16 protein-coding genes are annotated in these 19,892 nt (G+C 72.5%); 5 read left to right on the forward strand and 11 right to left on the reverse strand.

Annotated features, from left to right (window positions below):
- Nucleotide 1 precedes the first annotated feature (1 nt).
- The 3 genes from Sspor_RS24955 to Sspor_RS24965 all read right to left on the reverse strand — a co-directional run bounded on the left by Sspor_RS24955 (nucleotide 2) and on the right by Sspor_RS24965 (nucleotide 2,703).
- On the reverse strand, nucleotides 2-568 hold the full coding sequence (locus Sspor_RS24955) for a hypothetical protein (RefSeq protein ID WP_202201113.1): 567 nt from the start codon (nucleotides 566-568) through the stop codon (nucleotides 2-4).
- A gap of 63 nt (nucleotides 569-631) precedes the next feature.
- Nucleotides 632-1,492: an LLM class F420-dependent oxidoreductase gene (locus tag Sspor_RS24960; RefSeq protein ID WP_202201114.1), complete on the reverse strand. Its 861-nt coding sequence runs from the start codon at nucleotides 1,490-1,492 to the stop codon at nucleotides 632-634.
- 89 nt (nucleotides 1,493-1,581) lie between these two features.
- Nucleotides 1,582-2,703, reverse strand: coding sequence for an ADP-ribosylglycohydrolase family protein (locus Sspor_RS24965; RefSeq protein ID WP_202203844.1), 1,122 nt, complete (start codon nucleotides 2,701-2,703; stop codon nucleotides 1,582-1,584).
- A 773-nt stretch (nucleotides 2,704-3,476) separates the two neighbouring features.
- Between Sspor_RS24965 and Sspor_RS24970 the strand changes: the two genes are divergently transcribed.
- On the forward strand, nucleotides 3,477-4,541 hold the full coding sequence (locus Sspor_RS24970; protein WP_202201115.1) for a tyrosine-protein phosphatase: 1,065 nt from the start codon (nucleotides 3,477-3,479) through the stop codon (nucleotides 4,539-4,541).
- 80 nt (nucleotides 4,542-4,621) lie between these two features.
- Here Sspor_RS24970 and Sspor_RS24975 read toward each other — a convergent pair whose 3' ends face one another.
- The 6 genes from Sspor_RS24975 to Sspor_RS25000 all read right to left on the reverse strand — a co-directional run bounded on the left by Sspor_RS24975 (nucleotide 4,622) and on the right by Sspor_RS25000 (nucleotide 14,612).
- Nucleotides 4,622-7,198 (reverse strand): bifunctional FO biosynthesis protein CofGH, encoded by a 2,577-nt coding sequence (locus Sspor_RS24975; RefSeq protein ID WP_202201116.1) that lies wholly within the window; start codon nucleotides 7,196-7,198, stop codon nucleotides 4,622-4,624.
- A 40-nt stretch (nucleotides 7,199-7,238) separates the two neighbouring features.
- The gene (locus Sspor_RS24980) at nucleotides 7,239-8,021 is read right to left on the reverse strand and encodes an SDR family oxidoreductase (RefSeq protein WP_202201117.1); all 783 of its coding nucleotides are present in this window, start codon (nucleotides 8,019-8,021) and stop codon (nucleotides 7,239-7,241) included.
- A gap of 384 nt (nucleotides 8,022-8,405) precedes the next feature.
- Complete coding sequence (locus Sspor_RS24985; RefSeq protein WP_202201118.1) at nucleotides 8,406-8,816, reverse strand: contact-dependent growth inhibition system immunity protein; 411 nt, start codon at nucleotides 8,814-8,816, stop codon at nucleotides 8,406-8,408.
- A 26-nt stretch (nucleotides 8,817-8,842) separates the two neighbouring features.
- Nucleotides 8,843-13,408 carry a putative T7SS-secreted protein gene (locus tag Sspor_RS24990; protein ID WP_202201119.1) on the reverse strand — a complete coding sequence of 1,522 codons (4,566 nt, stop codon included), beginning with the start codon at nucleotides 13,406-13,408 and terminating at the stop codon, nucleotides 8,843-8,845.
- The gene (locus Sspor_RS24995; protein WP_202201120.1) at nucleotides 13,405-14,040 is read right to left on the reverse strand and encodes a hypothetical protein; all 636 of its coding nucleotides are present in this window, start codon (nucleotides 14,038-14,040) and stop codon (nucleotides 13,405-13,407) included. Before Sspor_RS24995 ends, Sspor_RS24990 begins: the two co-directional genes overlap by 4 nt.
- Nucleotides 14,037-14,612: a hypothetical protein gene (locus Sspor_RS25000; RefSeq protein WP_202201121.1), complete on the reverse strand. Its 576-nt coding sequence runs from the start codon at nucleotides 14,610-14,612 to the stop codon at nucleotides 14,037-14,039. The genes Sspor_RS24995 and Sspor_RS25000 overlap by 4 nt, the downstream gene beginning before the upstream one ends.
- 339 nt (nucleotides 14,613-14,951) lie before the next feature.
- Here Sspor_RS25000 and Sspor_RS25005 point away from each other — a divergent pair, with 339 nt between their 5' ends.
- From Sspor_RS25005 to Sspor_RS25015, 3 genes are all read left to right on the forward strand, one after another.
- The gene (locus tag Sspor_RS25005; RefSeq protein ID WP_202201122.1) at nucleotides 14,952-16,286 is read left to right on the forward strand and encodes a diacylglycerol/lipid kinase family protein; all 1,335 of its coding nucleotides are present in this window, start codon (nucleotides 14,952-14,954) and stop codon (nucleotides 16,284-16,286) included.
- A gap of 75 nt (nucleotides 16,287-16,361) precedes the next feature.
- Nucleotides 16,362-16,604 (forward strand): amphi-Trp domain-containing protein, encoded by a 243-nt coding sequence (locus tag Sspor_RS25010; RefSeq protein WP_202201123.1) that lies wholly within the window; start codon nucleotides 16,362-16,364, stop codon nucleotides 16,602-16,604.
- Nucleotides 16,601-17,137: a hypothetical protein gene (locus Sspor_RS25015; RefSeq protein ID WP_373318820.1), complete on the forward strand. Its 537-nt coding sequence runs from the start codon at nucleotides 16,601-16,603 to the stop codon at nucleotides 17,135-17,137. The genes Sspor_RS25010 and Sspor_RS25015 overlap by 4 nt, the downstream gene beginning before the upstream one ends.
- Nucleotides 17,138-17,187: 50 nt before the next feature.
- On the opposite strand, the gene Sspor_RS25020 is transcribed toward Sspor_RS25015, so the two are convergent.
- Nucleotides 17,188-18,429 (reverse strand): aminotransferase-like domain-containing protein, encoded by a 1,242-nt coding sequence (locus tag Sspor_RS25020; RefSeq protein ID WP_202201124.1) that lies wholly within the window; start codon nucleotides 18,427-18,429, stop codon nucleotides 17,188-17,190.
- Nucleotides 18,430-18,591: 162 nt separating this feature from the next.
- Between Sspor_RS25020 and Sspor_RS25025 the strand changes: the two genes are divergently transcribed.
- Nucleotides 18,592-19,449, forward strand: coding sequence for a hypothetical protein (locus tag Sspor_RS25025; protein ID WP_202201125.1), 858 nt, complete (start codon nucleotides 18,592-18,594; stop codon nucleotides 19,447-19,449).
- A 229-nt stretch (nucleotides 19,450-19,678) separates the two neighbouring features.
- Here Sspor_RS25025 and Sspor_RS25030 read toward each other — a convergent pair whose 3' ends face one another.
- Nucleotides 19,679-19,888 (reverse strand): DUF397 domain-containing protein, encoded by a 210-nt coding sequence (locus tag Sspor_RS25030; RefSeq protein ID WP_202201126.1) that lies wholly within the window; start codon nucleotides 19,886-19,888, stop codon nucleotides 19,679-19,681.
- Between the last annotated feature and the right edge of the window lie 4 nt (nucleotides 19,889-19,892).

Raw genomic sequence — 19,892 nt, forward strand, 5'->3', positions numbered from 1 at the left:
GTCAGCTACGCCAGCGCGGAGCCTCCTCGTCCGGGGTGTCCGGGCTCGCGAAGTGGAAGGGGACGCCCAGGTGCTCGGCCAGGGCGGTGCCCGCGTGGGTGGCAGCGGTCGCCGAGGGGTGGAGGCCGCCGGTGTCGGCGTCGCCCAGGGCCCGGACCGCCGTGCCCCAGTAGATCGTGGCGAGGCACTTCTGCCCGACGGGCTCCTCCGTGAGGGCCAGCAGGTTCACGAACCAGTCGTGCACCGTGTCCCCGTCCCAGACCGCCTCTATCGCCACCACCCGGCCCGGTATGCCGTGGGCGAGGGCGGCGAGCGAGTCGAAGTCGATCGGGCAGTCGGGGGTGCGGGCCACCCGGTCCCCGTGGTGCTCGTAGCGCATGCTCACGATCAGCTGGGCCTGCTTCAGGCCGACGTCACCGGCGCGGCCGGCGTCCCACACCAGCCTGACGGCCTGCATGTAGCGGTCCTGGAGGACGTATCCGTCGGCCTGCCTGCGGATGCCCTCCGGGAGCGCCGCCCACTGGTTCTCGCTGTCCCGGTCCACGCCGTCCGCCGCTCGGTTCGTCATGGAGTCATGATCGGCGGGGTGGTGGCGCGTCGGCGAGGGGATTTCGGCGGACCAGGAGGCCGCTCAGAGGTACTGGGCGAACTCGTCCAGTGTGCGCAGGACTTCCGGCTTCGACGCCGAGGGGAGCTGGAGGACGACCTCCTCGATGCCGAGGTCGGCGTAATGGCTCATCTTGCCCGGGGTCGGCCGGACCGCGTACGGGACCACGTGGAGGGACTTCGGGTCGCGTCCGGCGGTCTCCCAGAGCCGGCGCAGTACGGGGAGGGACTCGGTGAGGCCGCCGCCGCCGATGGGGAGCCAGCCGTCGGCGTGGTCGGCGATGGCGGCGAAGAGCTTGGGGCCGGCCGCGCCGCCGATCAGGGTGCGGGGGCCGTACAGGGGGGCGCCCGGGCCGAGTTCGCGCGGGGGCTGGACCGGCTTCGGGTAGGCGGTGCTGGCCTGGACGGAGCAGTACTGGCCGACGTACGCGGTGGGCTCCGGGGACCACAGGGCGCGCATCAGGGCCATCCGGTCGCGGACCAGGTCGCGGCGGGTGCGCCACTCGACGCCGTGGTCGGCGGCCTCCTCGACGTTCCAGCCGTAACCGATGCCGAGGGTGAAACGGCCGTGGGAGAGGTGGTCCAGGGTGGCGACCTGCTTGGCGAGGCCGATCGGGTCGTGCTGGGAGACCAGGGTGATGCCGGTGCCGAGCTGGAGCCGGTCGGTGACGGCGGCGGCCTGGCCGAGGGCGACGAACGGGTCGAGGGTGCGCCCGTACATCTCGGGGAGTTCGCCGCCCATGGGCGCGGCGGTCTCGCGGGTGACCGGGATGTGGGTGTGCTCCGGGAGGTAGAGGCCGGAGAACCCGCGCTCTTCGAGGCTGTGGGCCAGCCCGACGGGAGAGATGGTGCGGTCGGTGAGGAAGATGGTCGTGGCGATCCGCATGGGCTCTGGCACCTCCGAGACGTGGGACCCGCCACGGTACGGGCTGGACCCCCGAATGTTGAGGGGGCGTCAGGTGCGGGGGTCGGGGTTCAGCCGCGCGGGTAGCGGGCGAGCCAGCCCGGGGAGGCGGCGGTGGGGCTGTGCAGGCTCGGGCCCTGGGTCATCTCCAGGGCGAAGTCGTCGGCGAGTTCCAGCAGCGCGGAGCGGCCTTCGAGCTCGGCGAGCCAGGCGGCCGGGAGGGCCGTCTCGCCGTGCAGGGCGCCGAGCAGGGCCCCGCACAGGGCGCCGGCGGCGATGGAGTCGCCGCCGTGGTTGACGGCGAGGCGCAGGCCCCGCGGGACGTCCTCGGCGACCAGGGCGCAGTAGACGGCGGCGCCGAGGGCGCCGGCGGCGTCGGATCCGTCGCCCGCCCCGTCGCAGGCGAGGGCTTCGACGGCGTCGGGGCCGGGCGAGCCCTGGGTGACGGCGGCCAGGGCGCGCTGCAGGGCGTCGGTGACGGGCTGGTGCCCGGGGCGGGAGCCCAGCAGGCCCAGGGCGCGCTGGACGGCGGAGTCGAGGGAGTCGCCGCGGACCAGGCCGTGGACGATGACGGCGACGGCCCCGGCCGACAGGTGGGCGGTGGGATGGCCGTGGCTCTGCGCGGCGCATTCGACGGACAGCTGGAGGACGAGGGTGGGCTCCCAGCCGACCAGCAGCCCGAAGGGTGCCGAGCGGGTGGCCGCGGCCGCGTCGCGGGCGGTGGGGTTCTTCGGCTGGTCGAGGGTGCCGAGGACGTCGTCGGCGAAGCCGGTCAGGCAGGCGCGGTGCGGGGCGCGGCGGGCGTAGAGCCATTCCTCCTGCGCGAGCCAGCCGTTGTCCTTGCGGCGCTCGTCGGGGCCCCAGTCGTGCTGGGTGGCGGCCCAGCGCAGGTAGGCGCGGTGGATGTCGGTGGGCGGGTGCCAGGCGCCGGTGTCACGGCGTACGTGGGCCCGTATCAGCCCGTCCACGGTGAAGAGGGAGAGCTGGGTGGCGGCGGTGACCCGGCCGCGGCGCCCGAGGGCGGGGGCCGGACCGGTCAGGCCGTCCGGTCCGTGGGCCTCGCGCAGGGCGGTGAGGGAGAGGTCGGCGGCGGGTGCGCCGAGGGCGTCGCCGAGGGCCGAGCCGAGGAGGGTGCCGCGGACCCGGCTGCGGAAGTCCTGCTGCTCGACGCGACCCCAGAGGCCGGTGGCGATGCCGCGGCCGAGCGTGCGGTTCGCCCCGGCGGGGCCCGGACCGCCCGGGGCGGCGCGGCCGCGCGGGGGCGCGGCGGGGGCGGCGTGGACGTGCAGGGGTGCGGCGGGCGCGTCGCCCCCGGGGCTCTCGCCCGGGCCGTGGCCCTGCGGGCCGGGGCCGGGCGCGGGGGCTGCCGCGGAGGCGCCGGCCGCATGGCCGGCACCCGCGGTGGCGGTCCCGCCCGACGGGCCGGTTCCTCCTGCCGGGCCGGCACCTGAGGCGGCGGGTCCGTCTGCGTGGCCGGCGCCCGCAAGGGCGGCACCGTCCACCGGTTTGGGGCCGGGGCCGGGCGCCGGGGCGGCGTGGACGTGCAGGGGTCCGGCGGGGCCTGCGCCCTGCGGGCCTGCGCCCGGGGCGGGGACGACGACCATCGGGCCGGGGCCGGGCGGTGGTCCGGGGGCGGGCGGGGCGGTGTGCGGGCTGCCGGAACCGTGGTTCGTGCTGTTCACTGCGTCCATTCCCGGCACCGCGCCCCCCGCTGACCAGTCCACTCGATGCCGGCGTCCCTGCCCGTACCCGCCGCGCACGCGAACCCGCACTGTAGTGGACAGGATCGGTCGAATCCGGAAGTGGTCGGCCACGGGTCCCGTAAGTGAGCGTAGATCGGCCAGAATCCGAACACTTCCGGCCGCGACCCGGCAGGTGGCACGTTTTGCCAGTCGCCTTCGAGCCGGTCGTTTTCGGTCACGCCTCGTTCATCGGACGTTCTCCGCGGCCGCCCAGCCTCGGAGCCATGAAGAAGGCCCTCCTCGCCGCGACCCTCGTCGCCTCCGCGGTCACCGTCTCCCTGGTCGCGGCCCCGCTCGCCTCCGCCACCGGCTGGGACCGGCACGACCGGTCCGCCGTCCCGTTCACCGAAGCCACCGTCACCGCCGGGGCCGACGGCTCCTTCACCCTCCAGTGGAAGGCCCGCGGCACCGACCGGGTCCAGATCAGGGCGAACGGCAAGGTCGTCGCGAAGGGCGGCTCCCAGGGCCGCGCCGTGGTCACGGGCCTGCCCGCCGCCGACCGCCAGTGGTTCGACTTCAAGCCCGGGCACGGCCAGGGCCTGCGCCTCGCCGACCGCCTGATCAAGCTGGACGGCACCGCCAACTTCCGTGACGCCGGCGGCTACCGCACCAGCACCGGCCAGTGGGTCAAGATGGGCGAGATCTACCGCTCCGACGCCCTGAACAAGCTGACCGGGAACGACCTCGCCAAGCTCCAGCGCCTGCGCGTCAGGACGGTCTTCGACCTCCGCATGGAGGACGAGCGCACCAAGGACGCCGACAAGGTGCCCACGGGCGCCGCCTACGTCGTCGCCGACGTCTTCGCGGGCTCCGGTTCCTTCCAGACCATGCCCCGCACCCCCGACGAGGCCGTCAAGGCCATGGTCGACGCCGAGCGGGCGATGGTCTCCGGCGCCGGCGGCAAGAAGGCGTACACCCAGGTCTTCGAAGGCATCGAGCGCGACCGCGCCCGCTCCGTCCTCTTCCACTGCACGGCGGGCAAGGACCGCACCGGCTGGGCGGGCGCCACCCTGCTGACCGCCCTCGGCGTGCCCCGCGAGACCGTCGAGGCCGACTACCTGGCCAGCAACGACTACCGCAAGGCCGCCAACGACGCGATCCTCTCCCGCCTGCCCGCCCAGCAGGCCGCCGTCTACAAGCCGCTGCTCGACGTGCGTCCCGAGTACCTGAACGCGGGCTACGACGAGGTCGCGTCGAAGTACGGCTCCTTCGACCGCTACCTCAGGGACGGGCTCGGCATCGACGCCCGCGAACTGAAGGAGCTGAAGAAGGACCTCCTCGTCGGCTGATCCCCGTCGGCCGAGACCCGGCACGCGCCGCCGCGGAGGGAAGCCGGGTCACCGGCTCCCCTCCGTCCGCGCGTCCGCGTTCAGTCCAGTACGGGCAGCAGCTCCGGCAGGTGCCCGTCCGAGGCGCGGGCCGCGTCCTGCCGCTCCCGCGGCACCTCCCCGTACAGCGTCGTACGGGCCTTCGCGGGCCGTCCGGCCGCCTCCGCCACGGCGATCAGGTCCTGCACCGACTTGTACGAGCCGTAGCTCGACCCGGCCATGCGCGAGATGGTCTCCTCCATCAGCGTCCCGCCCAGGTCGTTCGCCCCGGACCGGAGCATCTCGGCCGCGCCCTCCGCCCCCAGCTTCACCCAGCTCGTCTGGATGTTGGGGATGTGCGGGTGCAGCAGGATCCGGGCCATCGCCGTCACCGCCCGGTTGTCGCGGACCGTCGGACCCGGCCGCGCGATGCCCGCGAGGTACACGGGCGCGTTGGTGTGGATGAAGGGGAGCGTGACGAACTCCGTGAAACCGCCGGTCTGCTGCTGGATCCGGGCCAGGGTGCGGAAGTGACCGAGCCAGTGCCGCGGCTGGTCCACGTGCCCGTACATCATCGTGGACGAGGAGCGGATCCCGAGCTCGTGCGCGGTGGTGATCACATCGATCCAGTCCGCCGTCGGCAGCTTGCCCTTGGTGAGCACCCAGCGGACCTCGTCGTCCAGGATCTCCGCCGCCGTACCGGGGATCGAGTCCAGGCCCGCCTCCTTGGCCGCCGTCAGCCAGTCCCGTACGGACATCCCCGTGCGGGTCGCCCCGTTGACCACCTCCATCGGCGAGAAGGCGTGCACGTGCATGCCGGGGACCCGCTGCTTCACGGCGCGCGCGATGTCGAAGTAGGCCGTCCCGGGCAGGTCCGGGTGGATGCCGCCCTGCATGCACACCTCGACCGCGCCCACGTCCCAGGCCTGGGCGGCCCGGTCGGCGACCTGGTCGAGGGAGAGGGTGTAGGCGTCGGCGTCCGTGCGGCGCTGCGCGAAGGCGCAGAAACGGCAGCCGGTGTAGCAGACGTTGGTGAAGTTGATGTTCCGCGTGACGATGTACGTGACCTCGTCGCCCACGACCGACCTGCGCAGGTCGTCGGCGATGCGGCACAGCGCGTCCAGGGCCGGCCCGTCCGCGTGCAGCAGCGCCAGCGCCTGGGCGTCCGTCAGCTTCGTCGGATCGTCGGCGGCCTGCGCGAGGGCGCCCCGAACGTCGGTGTCGATGCGCTCGGCGACCATCCCGGGCGCGGCCGCCTCCCGCAGCGCCTCCCAGTCCCCGTACACGTCGTCGAAGTCGTCGCGGCGGTCGCCGGTGCGGCCCTCGGTGTCGATGGTGGCGTGCAGGTCGGTGCGTCCGTACGCGGTGAAGCCCTCGTCCGGCTCCTGCCACGGCCGGCCCTCGACGGCGGCGCCCTCGTCGGCCAGCCCGGACTGCGGGTCGGCCAGCGCCCGGACGTGCGGCAGCAGGCGCGGGTCCAGCCAGGGCTCGCCGCGCTGCAGGAACTCCGGATAGATGGTGAGGCGTTCGCGCAGCTCGAAGCCGGCGGCGGCGGTCCGCGTGGCCAGCTCCTCGATGTGCGGCCAGGGCCGCTCGGGGTTGACGTGGTCGGGGGTCAGCGGGGAGACCCCGCCCCAGTCGTCGATGCCGGCGCCGATGAGCAGCGCGTACTCGGCGTCCACCAGGTTCGGCGGGGCCTGGATGCGGGCGCTCGGGCCCAGGATGTGCCGGGCGACGGCGATGGCGGCGGCCAGCTCCTCCAGCTCCGCGTCCGGCATGCCGCGCATGGCGGTGTCCGGCTTGGCGCGGAAGTTCTGGACGATGACCTCCTGGATGCCGTGGTAGGCGCGCTGGATCCGGCGCAGCTCGAAGAAGGCGTCGGCGCGCTCCTCGTAGGACTCGCCGATACCGATGAGGACGCCGGTGGTGAAGGGGACGTTGGAGCGGCCCGCGTCCTCCAGCACCCGCAGCCGGACGGCCGGGTCCTTGTCGGGGGAGCCGTGGTGGGGACCGCCCGGCTCGGACCACAGGCGGGTGGCGGTGGTCTCCAGCATCATGCCCATGGACGGTGCGACGGGCTTGAGGCGCTGGAGATCGGACCAGGACAGGACGCCGGGGTTGAGGTGCGGCAGCAGGCCGGTCTCCTCCAGGACCCGGATCGCCATGGCGCGCACGTAGGCGAGGGTGTCGTCGTAGCCGTGCGCGTCGAGCCACTCGCGGGCCTCGGGCCAGCGGTCCTCGGGGCGGTCGCCCAGGGTGAAGAGGGCTTCCTTGCAGCCCATCGCCGCGCCCTGGCGGGCGATGTCGAGGACCTCGTCGGGGGAGAGGTACATCCCGTGCCCGCTCTTGCGCAGCTTTCCGGGGACGGTGACGAAGGTGCAGTAGTGGCACCTGTCGCGGCAGAGGCGGGTGAGGGGGATGAAGACCTTGCGGGAGTACGTGATGACACCGGGGCGCCCGGCGGCGGCGAGCCCGGCGTCCCTTACCCGTGCGGCGGAGGCGGCGAGGTCCCTGAGGGCCTCGCCGCGCGCCCGGAGGAGTACGGCCGCCTCGGTCGCGTCGAGCGCGACGCCGTCGCGGGCCCGCCGGAGCGCGCGGCGCATCGCGTTGTCGGTCGGTGCGTCACTCGGAGTGGTCATGGGCCGAGCATACGATCCGGTGATCCGGGCGTGGAGCGGGTCACCGCATCAGCTCACCGGCGTTGACCAGCAGAGACTGGCCGGTTACCGCCCGGGCCCGGTCGGAGGCGAGGAAAGCGACGGAGTCGGCGACGTCCCCGTCGGTGGCCAGATCGGGCAGCGCCATCCGCTGGGTGAGGCGGGCGTGCACCTCGGCCTCGGGGACGCCCTCGGTGTGGGCGGTGAAGGTGACGAAGGCCTGCACGGGCGGGCCCCACATCCACCCGGGCAGCACGGTGTTGACGCGGATCCGGTGCGGGCCGAGCTCGCGGGCCATGGAGTACATGGCGGAGGTCAGCGCCCCCTTGGAGGCGGCGTAGGCGGCCTGCTGCACCTCGTTGGGCGCGGCGACGGCCGACTGCGTCCCGATGATCACCACGGACCCGCCGCGCTCCTTGAGTGCGGGCACGCACGCGCGGGTCATCTTCAGCGTCCCCAGCAGATTGACGTCGATGATCTGCTGCCAGGTCCCGAAGTCGGCGTCCTCCAGGCCCCCGAAGTAGGAGTCCCAGGCGGCGACGTGGACGACGGCGTCGATCCGGCCGAAACGGGTGAGCGCGAGCTCGGCGAGGGCCGCGCACTGCGTCTCGTCGGTGATGTCGGTGGCGCGGTAGGCGGTGTGCGCTCCGTCGGGGTCGATCTCGGCGGCGGATTTGGCGAGATTCGCCTCGGTCCGCGCTCCGAGCACGGCGTTCCCGCCGTCGCGCACGACGGTGGCGGCCACCTGGTGCCCGAGCCCGGCCCCGACCCCGGAGACGATGACGGTCTTCCCTCGCAGCAGCATGACGGACCTCCGGGCACACGGGATATCTGACGGTGCGTCAGGCTACGGCGCGGGCGGGGCGGTGTGAAGGGGTGCGGATCCGAAGAGTGGCGGGGGCGGAGGCCGCCGCCGGTCCCGGCCGCGCCGACCGGGTGTGCGCCCGAGGCGCGGAAGGGCGACGGGCCACCGCGGTCACCGACCGCGAACGCCCCACGGCGGCTCGCCGGACATGTGCCATCCCCCGGGGTGCCTCGGCGAGAAGCGCCCGCACGTGCGGGTTGCTGCTGCGGTACAGACGACCGGCCAGCGCCTGCCCGGTCCCCGCGGCCCGGTGCACCGCGGCGACGGCATGGGCCATGGCGCGCCCCGACGAGGCGGCACGCGGTTTCCCTCATGGGCGTCGGATCACTCTGTGGAATTCTTCAGAAATTGCGCTCGGTCGCGTTCAATGTACGGAGAAATGTCGGCCAGCAGACTCAAGACCTCCCGCATTTCTCTCGCGAGGTCGGGGTGGTCGGCCCAGGTCTCTGCTCTTCGGGTGAGTACTGCCGACAATAGGTCATCGTCGTAGAACCCTCCTTCGCTCTGGGACGGTGCGCTGTCATGGAGAATCTCGACTGCCAGTGGAAGTGTCCATCGAAGCCCGACGTCCTGCCCGATGAGGCGTCCGAGTTCATACGCCGTCAACTCGCCGATCGGACGCTTCCGCAACCGGTGGATGGCCTTGACCAGGCTCGTTGACTCGGTCGGCGGCTCCGGCCAGCTATCCCCTTCGAGTTCCTCGATGGTTCGGTTGCGTTCTTGGGTTTTCTTCATCTGCAGCCTTCGTGTGTGGTCGGGGGCTATCTGTGGCCGATTGAATGGAGGAATCCATTGAGTCGGTCCAGCATTCGAATGGTTTCCTTCCGCTTGTTGATCAACACTTCGAGCCCGCGTTCGGTTAGGGTGTCTGGGGGGTTGGAAATCTCGCGCTCCAGCGTCCGCCTTACGCTGTCGAGTGCGCTTCTGGCCTGGGACAGGTCCTGTATGTGATCGAACGGGGTTCCGTCCTTCTTTCTCGCTACGACTTCCCCGGCGGCTTCTCTTCGTGCGGCGTCGTAGTGATTGTGATTCGGCTGGGAGTTTATTTCTCCTATGGGGTCCGGCTTGATGTTTTCGAGCTTTTCGATCGCGCGCTGAGCTGCTTCGCTGAGCCCGAGCTCGGGGCACGGTGTCAAGCCCAACGGATCCGACCACGTGTGAGGGTTGTGGACGTACGTCGCCGGGTTCGGGGCCGGGGCCAGGCCCAGGGGGTCCGGGGTGAGGTAGCGGGCCGTTTCGGGGTCGTACGTGCGGAAGTAGTTGTGGTGGAGGCCCGATTCGGGGTCAAAGTACTGGCCCGGGAAGCGCAGTGGCGTGTAGGCCACGGCGTCGCGGGTCCAGGTGGTGGAGCCCCAGAGGGTCGAGCGGGCGCGCCAGGCGATCTCGCCCGACTCGTCGATCAGTTCGCGCGGAGTGCCGATGAGGTCGGTGACGATGGCGAAGAAGCGGTCGTCCGTGGTGCCGAGGACGCTCTCCGCCTGGGTGAGCGGGTGCAGGCCGTGGTGGGTCCAGGTGAGGGTGACCGGGCCTTGCGTCTGCTCGCAGAGGGTGGTGCCGTCCCACGTGAAGAGGACCTCTTCCACGACCTCGCCGGTGGGCGCCAGGCGCTGCTTGGCCGTGCGGCGGGACAGGGCGTCGTAGCGGTAGCGCCAGCGCGTGCCGTCCGGGGTGGTGACCCCGACGAGGCGGTCTTCCGCGTCCCATGCGTAGGCCCAGGTGTCCGGCTTGCGGGAGAGGCGGGTCTTCTGGCGGAGGGTGACCCGGCCGAGGGCGTCGTGTTCGTAGCGGATCGAGCCGGCGCGGGTGATGCGAGTGCCCTCGTAATCACGCGCGCCCTGAGCCTCCGCGCCCGGGTGGCGGGACGGCCAGGAGGCGCTGGTCTGGTTGCCGGCGTCGTCGTAGGCGTAGCGCTCGGTCCAGTCGGACGCGTCGACCGCCGTGACCCGGGCTGCCGGGTCCAGGGTGAAGGTGCGGGGACCGGCGAGCGCGTCGTCGATCGCCGTGAGGGCGCCGTCCGCGCGGTAGCTGTAGCCGCGGCGCTGGAGGGTGCGGCCGTCCTGGCCGACGAGGTGCTGGTCGGTGAGACGTCCCACCGGGTCGTAGGCGTGCGCCAGGGCCAGGTCCGGGCCGATGGTGCGGGTCAGCTCCCGGCCCGTGGCGTCCCGCTCGAACGTCAGCGTGCGGCCCGAGGCGCTGAGGGCGCTGCGCCGGCCCGCCGCGTCGTACGTCCACTCGGAGAAGGCCCCGCCGGGTGTGGTGCGGCCGGCCCGGCGGCCCGCGACGTCGTAGGTGCGGGTGAGGGTGCGTCCGTCGACCGTCTCCGAGACGACGCGGCCGTACAGGTCCCGTTGCAGGGTCAGCGTGGTGCCGTCCGGCGAGACCGCCCGCGCGAGCTCGTCGAAGTCGTCGTACTCGTACGACGTGATGCCGTCCGCCGTCTCCTTGTGCAGGAGCTGGGAGAGGGCACCGTGCGCGTACGTGGTCGTGGCGCCGACGGCGTTCGTACGGGAGACCAGGCGGCCTGCGGCGTCGTAGCCGTAGCTCAGCGTGCGGCCGTCGAAGTCCGTCTCGCAGGCCAGTCGCCCGGCGGGGTCGTAGGCGTAGGTCCAGGTCAGGCCCTGGGGGTTGGTGACCGAGGTGAGGCGCAGCTCGGTGTCGTGGGTGAAGGAGTGGCGGACGCCGTCCGGGCCCGTGCGGGCCGTGAGGAGGTCGAAGTCCCCGTACTCGGAGAGCGTCAGCCCGCCCATCGGGTCGGTGTGGGAGGTGCAGTTGCCCTCGCCGTCGTAGGTCCACGACTCCGTGCCGCCGTCCGCGGTCTCCCGCCGGAGCAGGCGGCCCTCCACGCTCCACGTGAGGCGGGTGGTGTGGCCGAGGGCGTCGGTGACGGTGACCGGGCGGCCGAAGGGGTCGCGCGTGTATGTGGTCGTGGCGCCCAGCGGGTCGGTGATCTCCATGGGCAGGCCGGCCGGGTCGCAGCGGACCGTCGTGACCGCGCCCAGGACGTCCGTCACCGAGGCCAGGTGGCCGCGGGCGTCGTACGTGAAGCGGTTCGTGGCCCCGTGCGCCGCGGTGGCGGAGGTGCGGTTGCCGCGCTCGTCGTACGTCGCCCGCGTGACCCGGCCATCGGGCTGGATCACCGTGACCGGCAGGCCCAGCGCGTCGTACGCGGCCCGTACCTCACGGCCGTCGGGGCGGACCACCGTGGTGAGCCGGCCCTGCTCGTCGTAGACGTAGCGGGTCGTGTGGCCGAGCGCGTCGGTGCGGGTCAGGAGGCGGTTGTACGCGTCGTGCGTGAACCGGGTGGTCGCGCCCGTCGGGTCGATCTCGGCCGTGATCCGGGCGCGGTCGTCGACCAGGTACCGGGTCTCGTGGCCGTGGGAGTCGGTGTAGGTGGTGGAGCCGTCCTCGTAGGCGAAGCGGACGTCGAGGTGGCCGTTGGTGCCGGACTGGGCGGTGCAGCGGTGCTGCTCGTCGTAGACGTAGTCGAAGTGGCGGTCGTTGGTGTCGGTCCAGGAGGTGATCCGGCCGAGTTCGTCGTAGCCGAAGCGGAGCGGGCGGCCCGAGGAGTTGGTGACGTGGGTGAGGTGGCCATCCGTGTACGCGTAGCGGAGCACTTCGGTGCCGTCGGCGAGGGCGAGGCCGGTTATTCGGCCTTCCGACGAGCCGAGGCGCACCTCGTAGCCGCCACTGTGGGACAGGGCGGTCGGGGTGCCTGACGCGTCGTACTCGAACGTGATCCAGGCGCCGCCCCGGTCGTCGAGCTGGCTGAGGAGGCCCTCGTCCGTGAAGTGGCGGACGTGTCCGGACTCGGGGTCGGTGACCGTGTAGCCGCCGTCCGCATCGAGGACGAGCGGCCACCGCTGACCGTGGCCGGGGAGTACGGGGACTCCGGGCTCGGGGTGCGGGTAGGCGAGCAGGCTGCCGTCCTCGCGGACGAGGATCACGCCTTCCTCGTCGATCTCCAGACGCTGGTCGACCGTGGACGCCCAGCTCGGGCCGAACCAGCGGCCCGCGCGGTACGAGGACTCGAAGGTGCGGGTGAAGACGAGCGGCAGCGCGCCGGGGAGGACCAGGTCGGTCTGCGGGAGGATCATCCGGCCCGTCGCCACGTCGACCGGGTCGCCGTCGCACTTCAGGCCCGCCTTGCGGCGGGCGGCGGCCTCGGCTTCGGCCTTCGCGGCCGTCCGCGCCGCTTCCTTGCTCGCCGTCTTCTCGGCGAATCGCAGCCCGGTCCGGAGGGTGGGCAGGCCCTTGGTGCCGATGAGATCGGGGAGGATGCGGCCCTTGAATTCGCTGGGGTCCGCCATATAGCTGTCGATCATCGGGCCGGGGATGCGCTCGGGGTGGGACGCGGTGGAGACGAGACCGGCCAGCGTCATGTTGAGGTTCTGCTGGAAGTCGGCCGGGTGCGTCAGGTTGAACACGTCGAAGGGGTTCACGCTGCGTGCGAAGTTCAGCGTTCCCGCCGTGCCCTTCGCCACGCCGCCCACGACGTGGGTGAGCTCGAACACCTCCGAGCCCGCGTAGTCGGTGATCTGGGCCATCAGCCGGTCCGTCGCCGGCATCTCAGCCGGGGCGTGCTCCATGGCCGCTTTGAGCGTGCGTTCAGCCGTCATGGCCGCCTCGTCGCGCTGCCTGCGGGCCTCTTCCAGGATCTCCTTGGCCCGCTTGAGGGCTGCTGCACCCGGATCGGCGCCCTCGACAGGGATCGGGCCGGGATCACGGCCGGCCTGCGCCGCCGCCTTGTAGGCGTCCTCCTTGGCAACGTGTGCGTCGTGGGCTTCCTTCGTCGCCTTCACCGCGGCCTTGTGCAGGTCGATGGCCGACTGGGCCTGCTTCTGAGCCCATTCCACCGTCTCCGCGTACCGGCTGAGCGCAGCGCATGCCGACTCGCATGCGTCGGAGGCGCGCAGCCAGTCGGTGGGATGCAGGGCGAACTTCGCGCGGAAGGCGTCGGCCGCCTGCCCCTTCCACTGGTCCGAGTCGAGGGCCTTCATGCCCTGGCCGACCCGCTCGAACGCCGCCCGGAAGTCCGCCAGATGCTTGGCCGACTCCCGGAGCGCCGACGACTTGCCGTGGATCAGCTCGTTGGCCTGCTCGCTCTCGCCGAGCTGCTGTTCGGGTACCGAGGCGCCGAGCCGGGAGGCCAGTCCGTCGCCGAAGTCCTCGACCGTGTCCGCCCAGCCGTGCGCGCCCGCACGATCGAGGAGGCCGCCCACCTCGTCGGTGGCCCTGTCGACGCCGTGGCCGATGACCTTCTTGGCTGAATCGACCTTCTCGTCGATCGCGTCGAGACCCTTGTCGACCAGCCTGCCCCAGTCCGTCATCGGCCCGCACCGCCCGGCTGTGCCTCGGGTGCCGGGCCGACCGTGCCGTCGACCAGTGCGTCCGCCTCATCCCGCAGTCCGACCGCATCGATGATCTGGTTGGACAGCAGGATGTCGGAACTGTTCAGGTCCCGGACCGCGCTCTTCCAGGCCTCGTTGCCGTTCTCCGAGGCGTGTGCGAAGGATTCCGGCTCGTAGTCCGCGTTCTTGATCTGGGTGATCGGGTTGTCGGAGAGGACCTCGCCCCAGTCCTTGGCGATGATGTCCTTCTCCTCGGCGTACGGGTTGCCGAGTGCCGCGTTCGCCACGACTTTGAAGCTGCCCTGGATGTACTGGTCCTGCTCGTACACCGCGCCGGCCGACAGCCCCACGTTCAGGGCGAACATGTTCCCCTGCTGCACCAGCGAGCGCACCCCCCAGCCCCAGCGCTCGCAGAACGTGCCCAGAGTGGACGCCAGGCTCTCGTGCCCGGTCTCCATCCCCGAGAGAGCCAGCTCGGTGAAGCCGCCGCCCATGCTCGCCGTGCCCACCGACCCGAGCTCCTTCAACTCGGCCAGGCTCGCCGTGATTCCCTGCGCGATCAGCGCCAACGCCTGCTTCGAGACATCGAGATCCGACCCGTCCCCGCTCATGCGGCCATCCCCCCGTCGAGTGCCGCGGCATCCGGCACGATCCCTCGAACCGGCGGGAACGCCAGCCCGTCCGGCCCCGCGGCGTTCCACGCGACCCCGCACGGAAAGTCCAGCGCCGGCACCAGCTCGTCGAGCAGGCGCGCACCGACCACGCGCCGGTACGCCCACTCCCGGTCGCCCTCGCCGCGCGCCTCGGCGAACCGGGCCAGCGCCTCCTCGTCCGAGAACGCGCAGATCCAGTCCAGCCCCCCGAGTTCGGCCGTCCACAGGCCGTCTCGTACGTCCAGCGGCACCAGAACCACCTGGCTGCGGAATTCCGCCAGCCGCTCCAGTACCGCCTCTCGTGCTTCGACCGCCGGATCGGCTACCGCCGGATCGGCTACCGCCGGATCGGCTACCGCCGGATCGGCTACCGCCGGATCGGCTACCGCCGGATCGGCTACCGCCGGATCGGCTACCGCCGGATCGGCTACCGCCGGATCGGCTACCGCCGGATCGGCTACCGCCGGTCCGTCGGCTGCCTGGACGGCAGCGGCCCGCAGGCGGCTCCACTCCTCGTCGAACCCCCCCACCCCAGCCCCCGTACACCTTGATCGAACTCACTTTTGCACGGCTTGGCATGTCGGCGAAATTTACTGTTCGGTAGCGCGCACATTTCGCCAGGCGCGTCGAATCCCTGGTCGGCGATGTGGGTGCCGGAGGCAAGAGTGCTGGTGGTTGAGGGGTGCTCCATTGGCCTCACGGGGCCGATGGCGAGGTCGTTCGTTGCATGAGTAACTAAATCTCCCGCTCTCCTTAAGTGGCGTCGCCCCGGCTGCGTCGCGTCGACGGCCGATGCTCCTCGGGGGATGATCGGAGAGGACCACACCCTCGTGGTGGAGATCCACGGCACGAGGCGAGGACGTGAGGGCATGGCACTCCCGCATACTTCCGGCGCGTCCCGGCGGGCTCGGCCTTGGGCCCTGCTGGCCGTGGTCTGTGCGGTGTTCGCGGCGCTCACCCTGGTCGCCGAGGGGATCGTCGGGGGGCTGCTCGTCCTCGTCGTCGGGGTGGCCGGGGCGGCGCTCACGGCCATGGGGACCTGGTGGGTGGTGTCCCATCGCGGGGTCGTACGGCTGGTCGGCACCCTGCTGGTGGTCGGCGCGCCGGTGGCCATCCTGCTCATCTACGCCCAGGCGGACCTGTGGCCCACGGCGCTGGTCGCCATCGCGCTCTGGGCGGCCGCCGTGGCCTGCGCGCGTACCGCGCTGCGCGCCGCGCGGCGGCCCGACGGCATGCGGGCCGTCGCACGGGCCGCGCCCCGGCACCCGGTGCTGATCATGAATCCGAAGTCCGGCGGCGGGAAGGTCGGCCGGTTCGGCCTCGTCGAGAAGAGCGAGGCCCTCGGCGCCCGGGTGGTGCTGCTGGACCCGGAGGTCGTGACGGACGTCGCCGCTCTCGCCCGGCAGGCGGTGGCCGAGGGCGCGGACCTGCTCGGGGTGGCCGGCGGCGACGGGACCCAGGCCCGCGTGGCCGAGGTGGCGGCCGAGTACGACCTGCCGTTCCTCGTGATCTCCGCGGGCACCCGGAACCATTTCGCGATGGACCTCGGGCTGGACCGCGAGGACCCCGCCCGCTGCCTGGACGCACTGGCCGACGGGGAGGAGCTCAGGGTCGACCTGGGGGTCGTGGGCGGCCACGCCTTCGTCAACACCGCCTCCTTCGGCGTCTACGCGGAGATCGTGCAGCGGCCGGAGTACCGGGACGCCAAGGCGGACTCGGCCCTGGCCGCACTGCCGGACCTCCTGCTCGGCTACGCCGGCACCACTCTCGACGCGGCCACCGACGGGACGCGGCTGGAGGCCCAGCAGGCGCTGCTGGTCAGCAACAACCCGTACTCGTCCCCCGAACCGATGGGGGCCCGCAGGTCCCGGCTCGACCTCGGCGTGCTCGGAGTCGTCGGGATCCGGGTGAACAACGCCGCCCAGGCGGCCGACGTGGCCCTGCGCGGAGCGAGGGCGGCGGGCCTGCACCTGCTCACCTCCCGCGAGGTCGTCATCGGATCGGCCGCGGAGCGCGTCGCCGTCGCCGTGGACGGCGAGGCGCTCACCATGCCCACACCCGTGATCTGCTCCATCCGCCCCGGAGCACTGCGCGTACGGGTCCCCAGGCTCCGCCCGGGGGCCCCGGAGGCCGCCCCGCCCATGCAGTGGAGCGAGGTCCTCGCTCTGGCCCTGAACCGGCCGGGGGCCGGCGCGGCCGGTTGAAGCCCGGGATGCCCGACCTCCGGTGCGGCGTCACAATGAGCCTTACCCGGTGTTCGTAGCGGATTGGAGACATCCGTGAAGGACCTCAAGTTTGAGCAGAAGAGTTCCCTTTCCCGCCTCGAGGCCGCCGATCAGCTCGCCGCCCTCGCCGAGGCGCTGCGCCACGGCGGCAACGCCGAACTGGAACTCGGCCCCGGGAAGATGAGTCTGCGCGTCCCCGATGAGCTCCGTACCGAGATCGAGGTCGAGATCGGTGACGGGGAGATCGAGATGGAGATCGAACTCAAGTGGCCCACCACGCAGGCCAAGGTCGCGTGACAGCGCCCTCGGACGGCCCGGAGCCGGCCCCGGAGCCGGCCCCGGAGCGGGCCCCGGAGCGGGAGCCCGGGCGCGGGGACTACAGCGGCGCCGTCTACGGTTCCCTGCTCGCCGCCTCCGTGGTGGTCGGCGCCGGGACGCTCGGCAACTTCCCGCGGCTGGAACTCGTCGCGCTGCTGCTGGGTACCGGTGTGGTGTTCTGGGCCGCGCACGTCTTCGCCAGCCTCTTCGGGGTGCGCATGGCGCACCACCTGAGCTGGGGCGTGGTGCGCAGTACGGCCAGGGAGGAGCGCCCGATCATCAAGGCGGCGGTCCCACCGGCCGTCGCCGCGCTGGTCGCCCCGCTGTTCGGCCTGGGGCACCAGGGCATCGTGTGGCTGGCGCTCGTGGTCGCCCTGGTCGGCCAGGTCGGCTGGGCCACCGTGGCCGCCGCCCGCGCCGGGGCCTCGCGCCGGATGATGATGCTGGCCGGCGCGATCAACCTCTTCCTCGGGGTGCTCATCGTGCTGCTCAAGGTCGCCCTGCAGCACTGAGGGCGGTGGCGTCGGCGGCGCTACCGCTACCGCTACCGCCACCGGCCACGTCACCGGAGCCGCTTGTCCTCGTATTCCTCCAGTGCCGCGCCCAGCCGGCCGACGCCCTCGGTGATCTCGGCCGGGGTGTGCGTCGTGAAGGAGAGGCGCAGCGTCCGGGGGTCCGGGGCGGTGGCGTAGAAGGGGGCGCCCGGGACGAAGGCGACGCCGTGGGCCACGGCCGTCCTCAGGAGGTCCGCCGCGTCGTGGTCCTCCGGCAGGCGGGCCCAGGTGAACATGCCGCCCGCGGGCAGGTTCCACTCGCAGTCCGCCTCCAGGGTCCGGCTCAGGGCACTCTGCAGGGCGTCGCGCCGCTCGCGGTAGGCGGTACGGACCGCGGCTATGTGCGCGTCGAGGTCCACCGCCGCGAGGTAGTGCGCCGCGGCCAGCTGGTCCACCGTCGAGGTGTGGAGGTCCGCCGCCTGCTTCGCGACCACCGCCGCACGCCGCAGCGCCGCGGGGGCCCGGAGCCAGCCCAGCCGGAGGCCGGGAGCCATGACCTTCGAGAAGCTGCCGAGCAGGGCCGTACGGTCCTCCGCGCCCGGGTGCGCGGCGAGCCACGGGACGTCGGAGCCCTCGTAGCGGAGCTCCCCGTACGGGTCGTCCTCCACCAGCCACAGCCCGAGCCGCGCCGCCGTGTCCGCGACCGCCGCCCGGCGGGCGGCCGGGAGGGTGCGGCCCGTCGGGTTCTGGAAGGTGGGAACGGTGTACAGCAGCTTCGGCCGCTCGCGCGCGACGACGTCCGCCAGCGCGTCCGGCAGGATGCCCTCCGCGTCGCAGGGCACGGCCACCACCCGCGCTCCCGCCAGCCGGAAGCACTGGAGGGCGGCGAGGTAGGTGGGGTTCTCGACCAGCACCACGTCACCCGGTTCGACCAGGGTGGCGGTGATGAGGGTGAGGGCCTGCTGCGAGCCCGAGGTGATGACTACGTCGTCCGGGCCGGTCGGCAGCCCGCGCGCGCTCGCCCGGGCGGCGACGGCCTCGCGGAGTTCCGGTGCGCCCTCGGTGGTCGAGTACTGGAGCGCGCGCCGCGCGGACACCGAGAAGGCGGCCTCGTACGCGGTCCGCAGGCCCTCGGTGTCGAAGAGCTCGGGCGCCGGCAGGCCGCCGGCGAGGGAGATGATCCCGGGGCGTTCGGTCAGCGCGAGGATCTCGCGTACGGGGGAGCCCTCCACGGAGGTGGCGCGGGCGGCGAACGCGGGCGGCGGTGCGACGGCGGCGGGGGTGGAGGTGGTGGTTGCGGCGGCGGGCACGGGCAGCTCCTTCAGGAGGCGGGTGCGCGCATCGTAGCGAGGGAAGTTGTAGACGGCACGTATATATCAGGGGGTGGACCGGTGGACCGGTGGCCCGGCCGCCGGCGCTCCCCGGCCCCCCGACCCCTCCCCATCTGATGCCGCATCAGCTAGACCGTTCCCATGACGACAGGAGAGCAGGACCCGCAGCAGGACACCCGCGTCGAGGACTACGCCGAGCTCGCGGCCGTCGGCCCCTACGGAGTCCGCCCCGGCCATGCGCTGATCACCATGGTGGAACCGCACCCGGGCCACGAGTACGCGTACAACCGCTGGTACGAGGACGACCACTACTACGCCGGCGCCATGGCCATGCCCTGGATGTACGCGGGCCGCCGCTGGGTGGCCACCCGCGAGCTGCAGGAGCTGCGCTACCCCGAGAAGTCGGCCGTCGCCCAGCCCGTCACCGCGGGCTGCTACATATCGACGTACTGGGTCACCCAGGGGCGCTACGACGAGCACATGAAGTGGACCGTCGGCATCAACAAGCGTCTGAACCGCGACGGCCGGGTCTACCAGGACCGCACCCACGTCTTCACGTCCTTCCAGGACCACGCCGCCACCGTCTACCGCGACGGCGCCGCCGGCCCGCGGGACTTCCATGCCCTGGACCACCCGTACGAGGGCCTCGTCGTCCAGGTCGTCGACGCCGACGGGCCCGAGCAGCGGGCCGAGTTGCTGGAGTGGCTGCGCTCGCGCGCCCTGCCGAAGCGGCTGCACGGCGGCCCGGCCGCGATGGTGACGGTCTTCCGCCCCACTCCGCTGCCCGGTGACCGGATGACGTACGTCAAGCAGGTGGAGGGGGTGGACACCCGCCTCACGCTGCTGTGGTTCCTCCAGGACGACCCCCGGACCTGCTGGGACCGTTTCCAGGGGCTGGACACGGAGGTCGCGGAGGCGGGACTGGGGCGGGTGGAACTGGTGGCGCCGTTCATCCCGACGGTGCCGGGGACCGACCGTTACGTCGATCAGCTGCGCTGAGGGAGCCTTCGGCGCCCCGGGCATGGCCGAGCCCCCTCGGCCAAGACGGCGGGTCGGTCGAGAGGGCTCCAGTCAGTGACACGGGTGACGCGGGTGACGCAGGTGATGCTGGTTCTGCGGGTGCCGCCCGCTGTGCGGGTGATGCGGCAGCCGGTCCCGCCGGTGCTGGTGCCGGACGCGGAGACCGAACGGTAGGGACGGCGAGGACGGTCGGGACGCGCCGTGACGTTCAGGCGAGGCGTCCCAGCCGGCCCTCGGTGACGTCGGCGACGAACGAGGTCCAGGAGTCGGGGGCGAAGGTGAGGGACGGTCCGTCCTGCACCTTCGAGTCGCGGACGGCGATGGCCTCCATGACAGGGGACTTGACCTCGACGCAGGCGCCGTTGGCGGAGTAGGAGGACTTGATCCAGTTGGCCGTGGCGCCCTGGCGAATAGCCATGTTT

It is taken from the genome of Streptomyces spororaveus (assembly GCF_016755875.1).
Classification (GTDB): Bacteria; Actinomycetota; Actinomycetes; order Streptomycetales; family Streptomycetaceae; genus Streptomyces; species Streptomyces spororaveus.

Excerpts from the sequence above, each read along its gene's own strand:
- Sspor_RS24955 (WP_202201113.1), bottom strand. The coding sequence starts at position 568 with ATGACGAACCGAGCGGCGGACGGCGTGGACCGGGACAGCGAGAACCAG.
- Sspor_RS24960 (WP_202201114.1), bottom strand. The coding sequence starts at position 1,492 with ATGCGGATCGCCACGACCATCTTCCTCACCGACCGCACCATCTCTCCC.
- Sspor_RS24970 (WP_202201115.1), top strand. The coding sequence starts at position 3,477 with ATGAAGAAGGCCCTCCTCGCCGCGACCCTCGTCGCCTCCGCGGTCACC.
- Sspor_RS24975 (WP_202201116.1), bottom strand. The coding sequence starts at position 7,198 with ATGACCACTCCGAGTGACGCACCGACCGACAACGCGATGCGCCGCGCG.
- Sspor_RS24980 (WP_202201117.1), bottom strand. The coding sequence starts at position 8,021 with ATGCTGCTGCGAGGGAAGACCGTCATCGTCTCCGGGGTCGGGGCCGGG.
- Sspor_RS24985 (WP_202201118.1), bottom strand. The coding sequence starts at position 8,816 with ATGAAGAAAACCCAAGAACGCAACCGAACCATCGAGGAACTCGAAGGG.
- Sspor_RS24990 (WP_202201119.1), bottom strand. The coding sequence starts at position 13,408 with ATGACGGACTGGGGCAGGCTGGTCGACAAGGGTCTCGACGCGATCGAC.
- Sspor_RS24995 (WP_202201120.1), bottom strand. The coding sequence starts at position 14,040 with ATGAGCGGGGACGGGTCGGATCTCGATGTCTCGAAGCAGGCGTTGGCG.
- Sspor_RS25005 (WP_202201122.1), top strand. The coding sequence starts at position 14,952 with ATGGCACTCCCGCATACTTCCGGCGCGTCCCGGCGGGCTCGGCCTTGG.
- Sspor_RS25025 (WP_202201125.1), top strand. The coding sequence starts at position 18,592 with ATGACGACAGGAGAGCAGGACCCGCAGCAGGACACCCGCGTCGAGGAC.
- Sspor_RS25030 (WP_202201126.1), bottom strand. The coding sequence starts at position 19,888 with ATGGCTATTCGCCAGGGCGCCACGGCCAACTGGATCAAGTCCTCCTAC.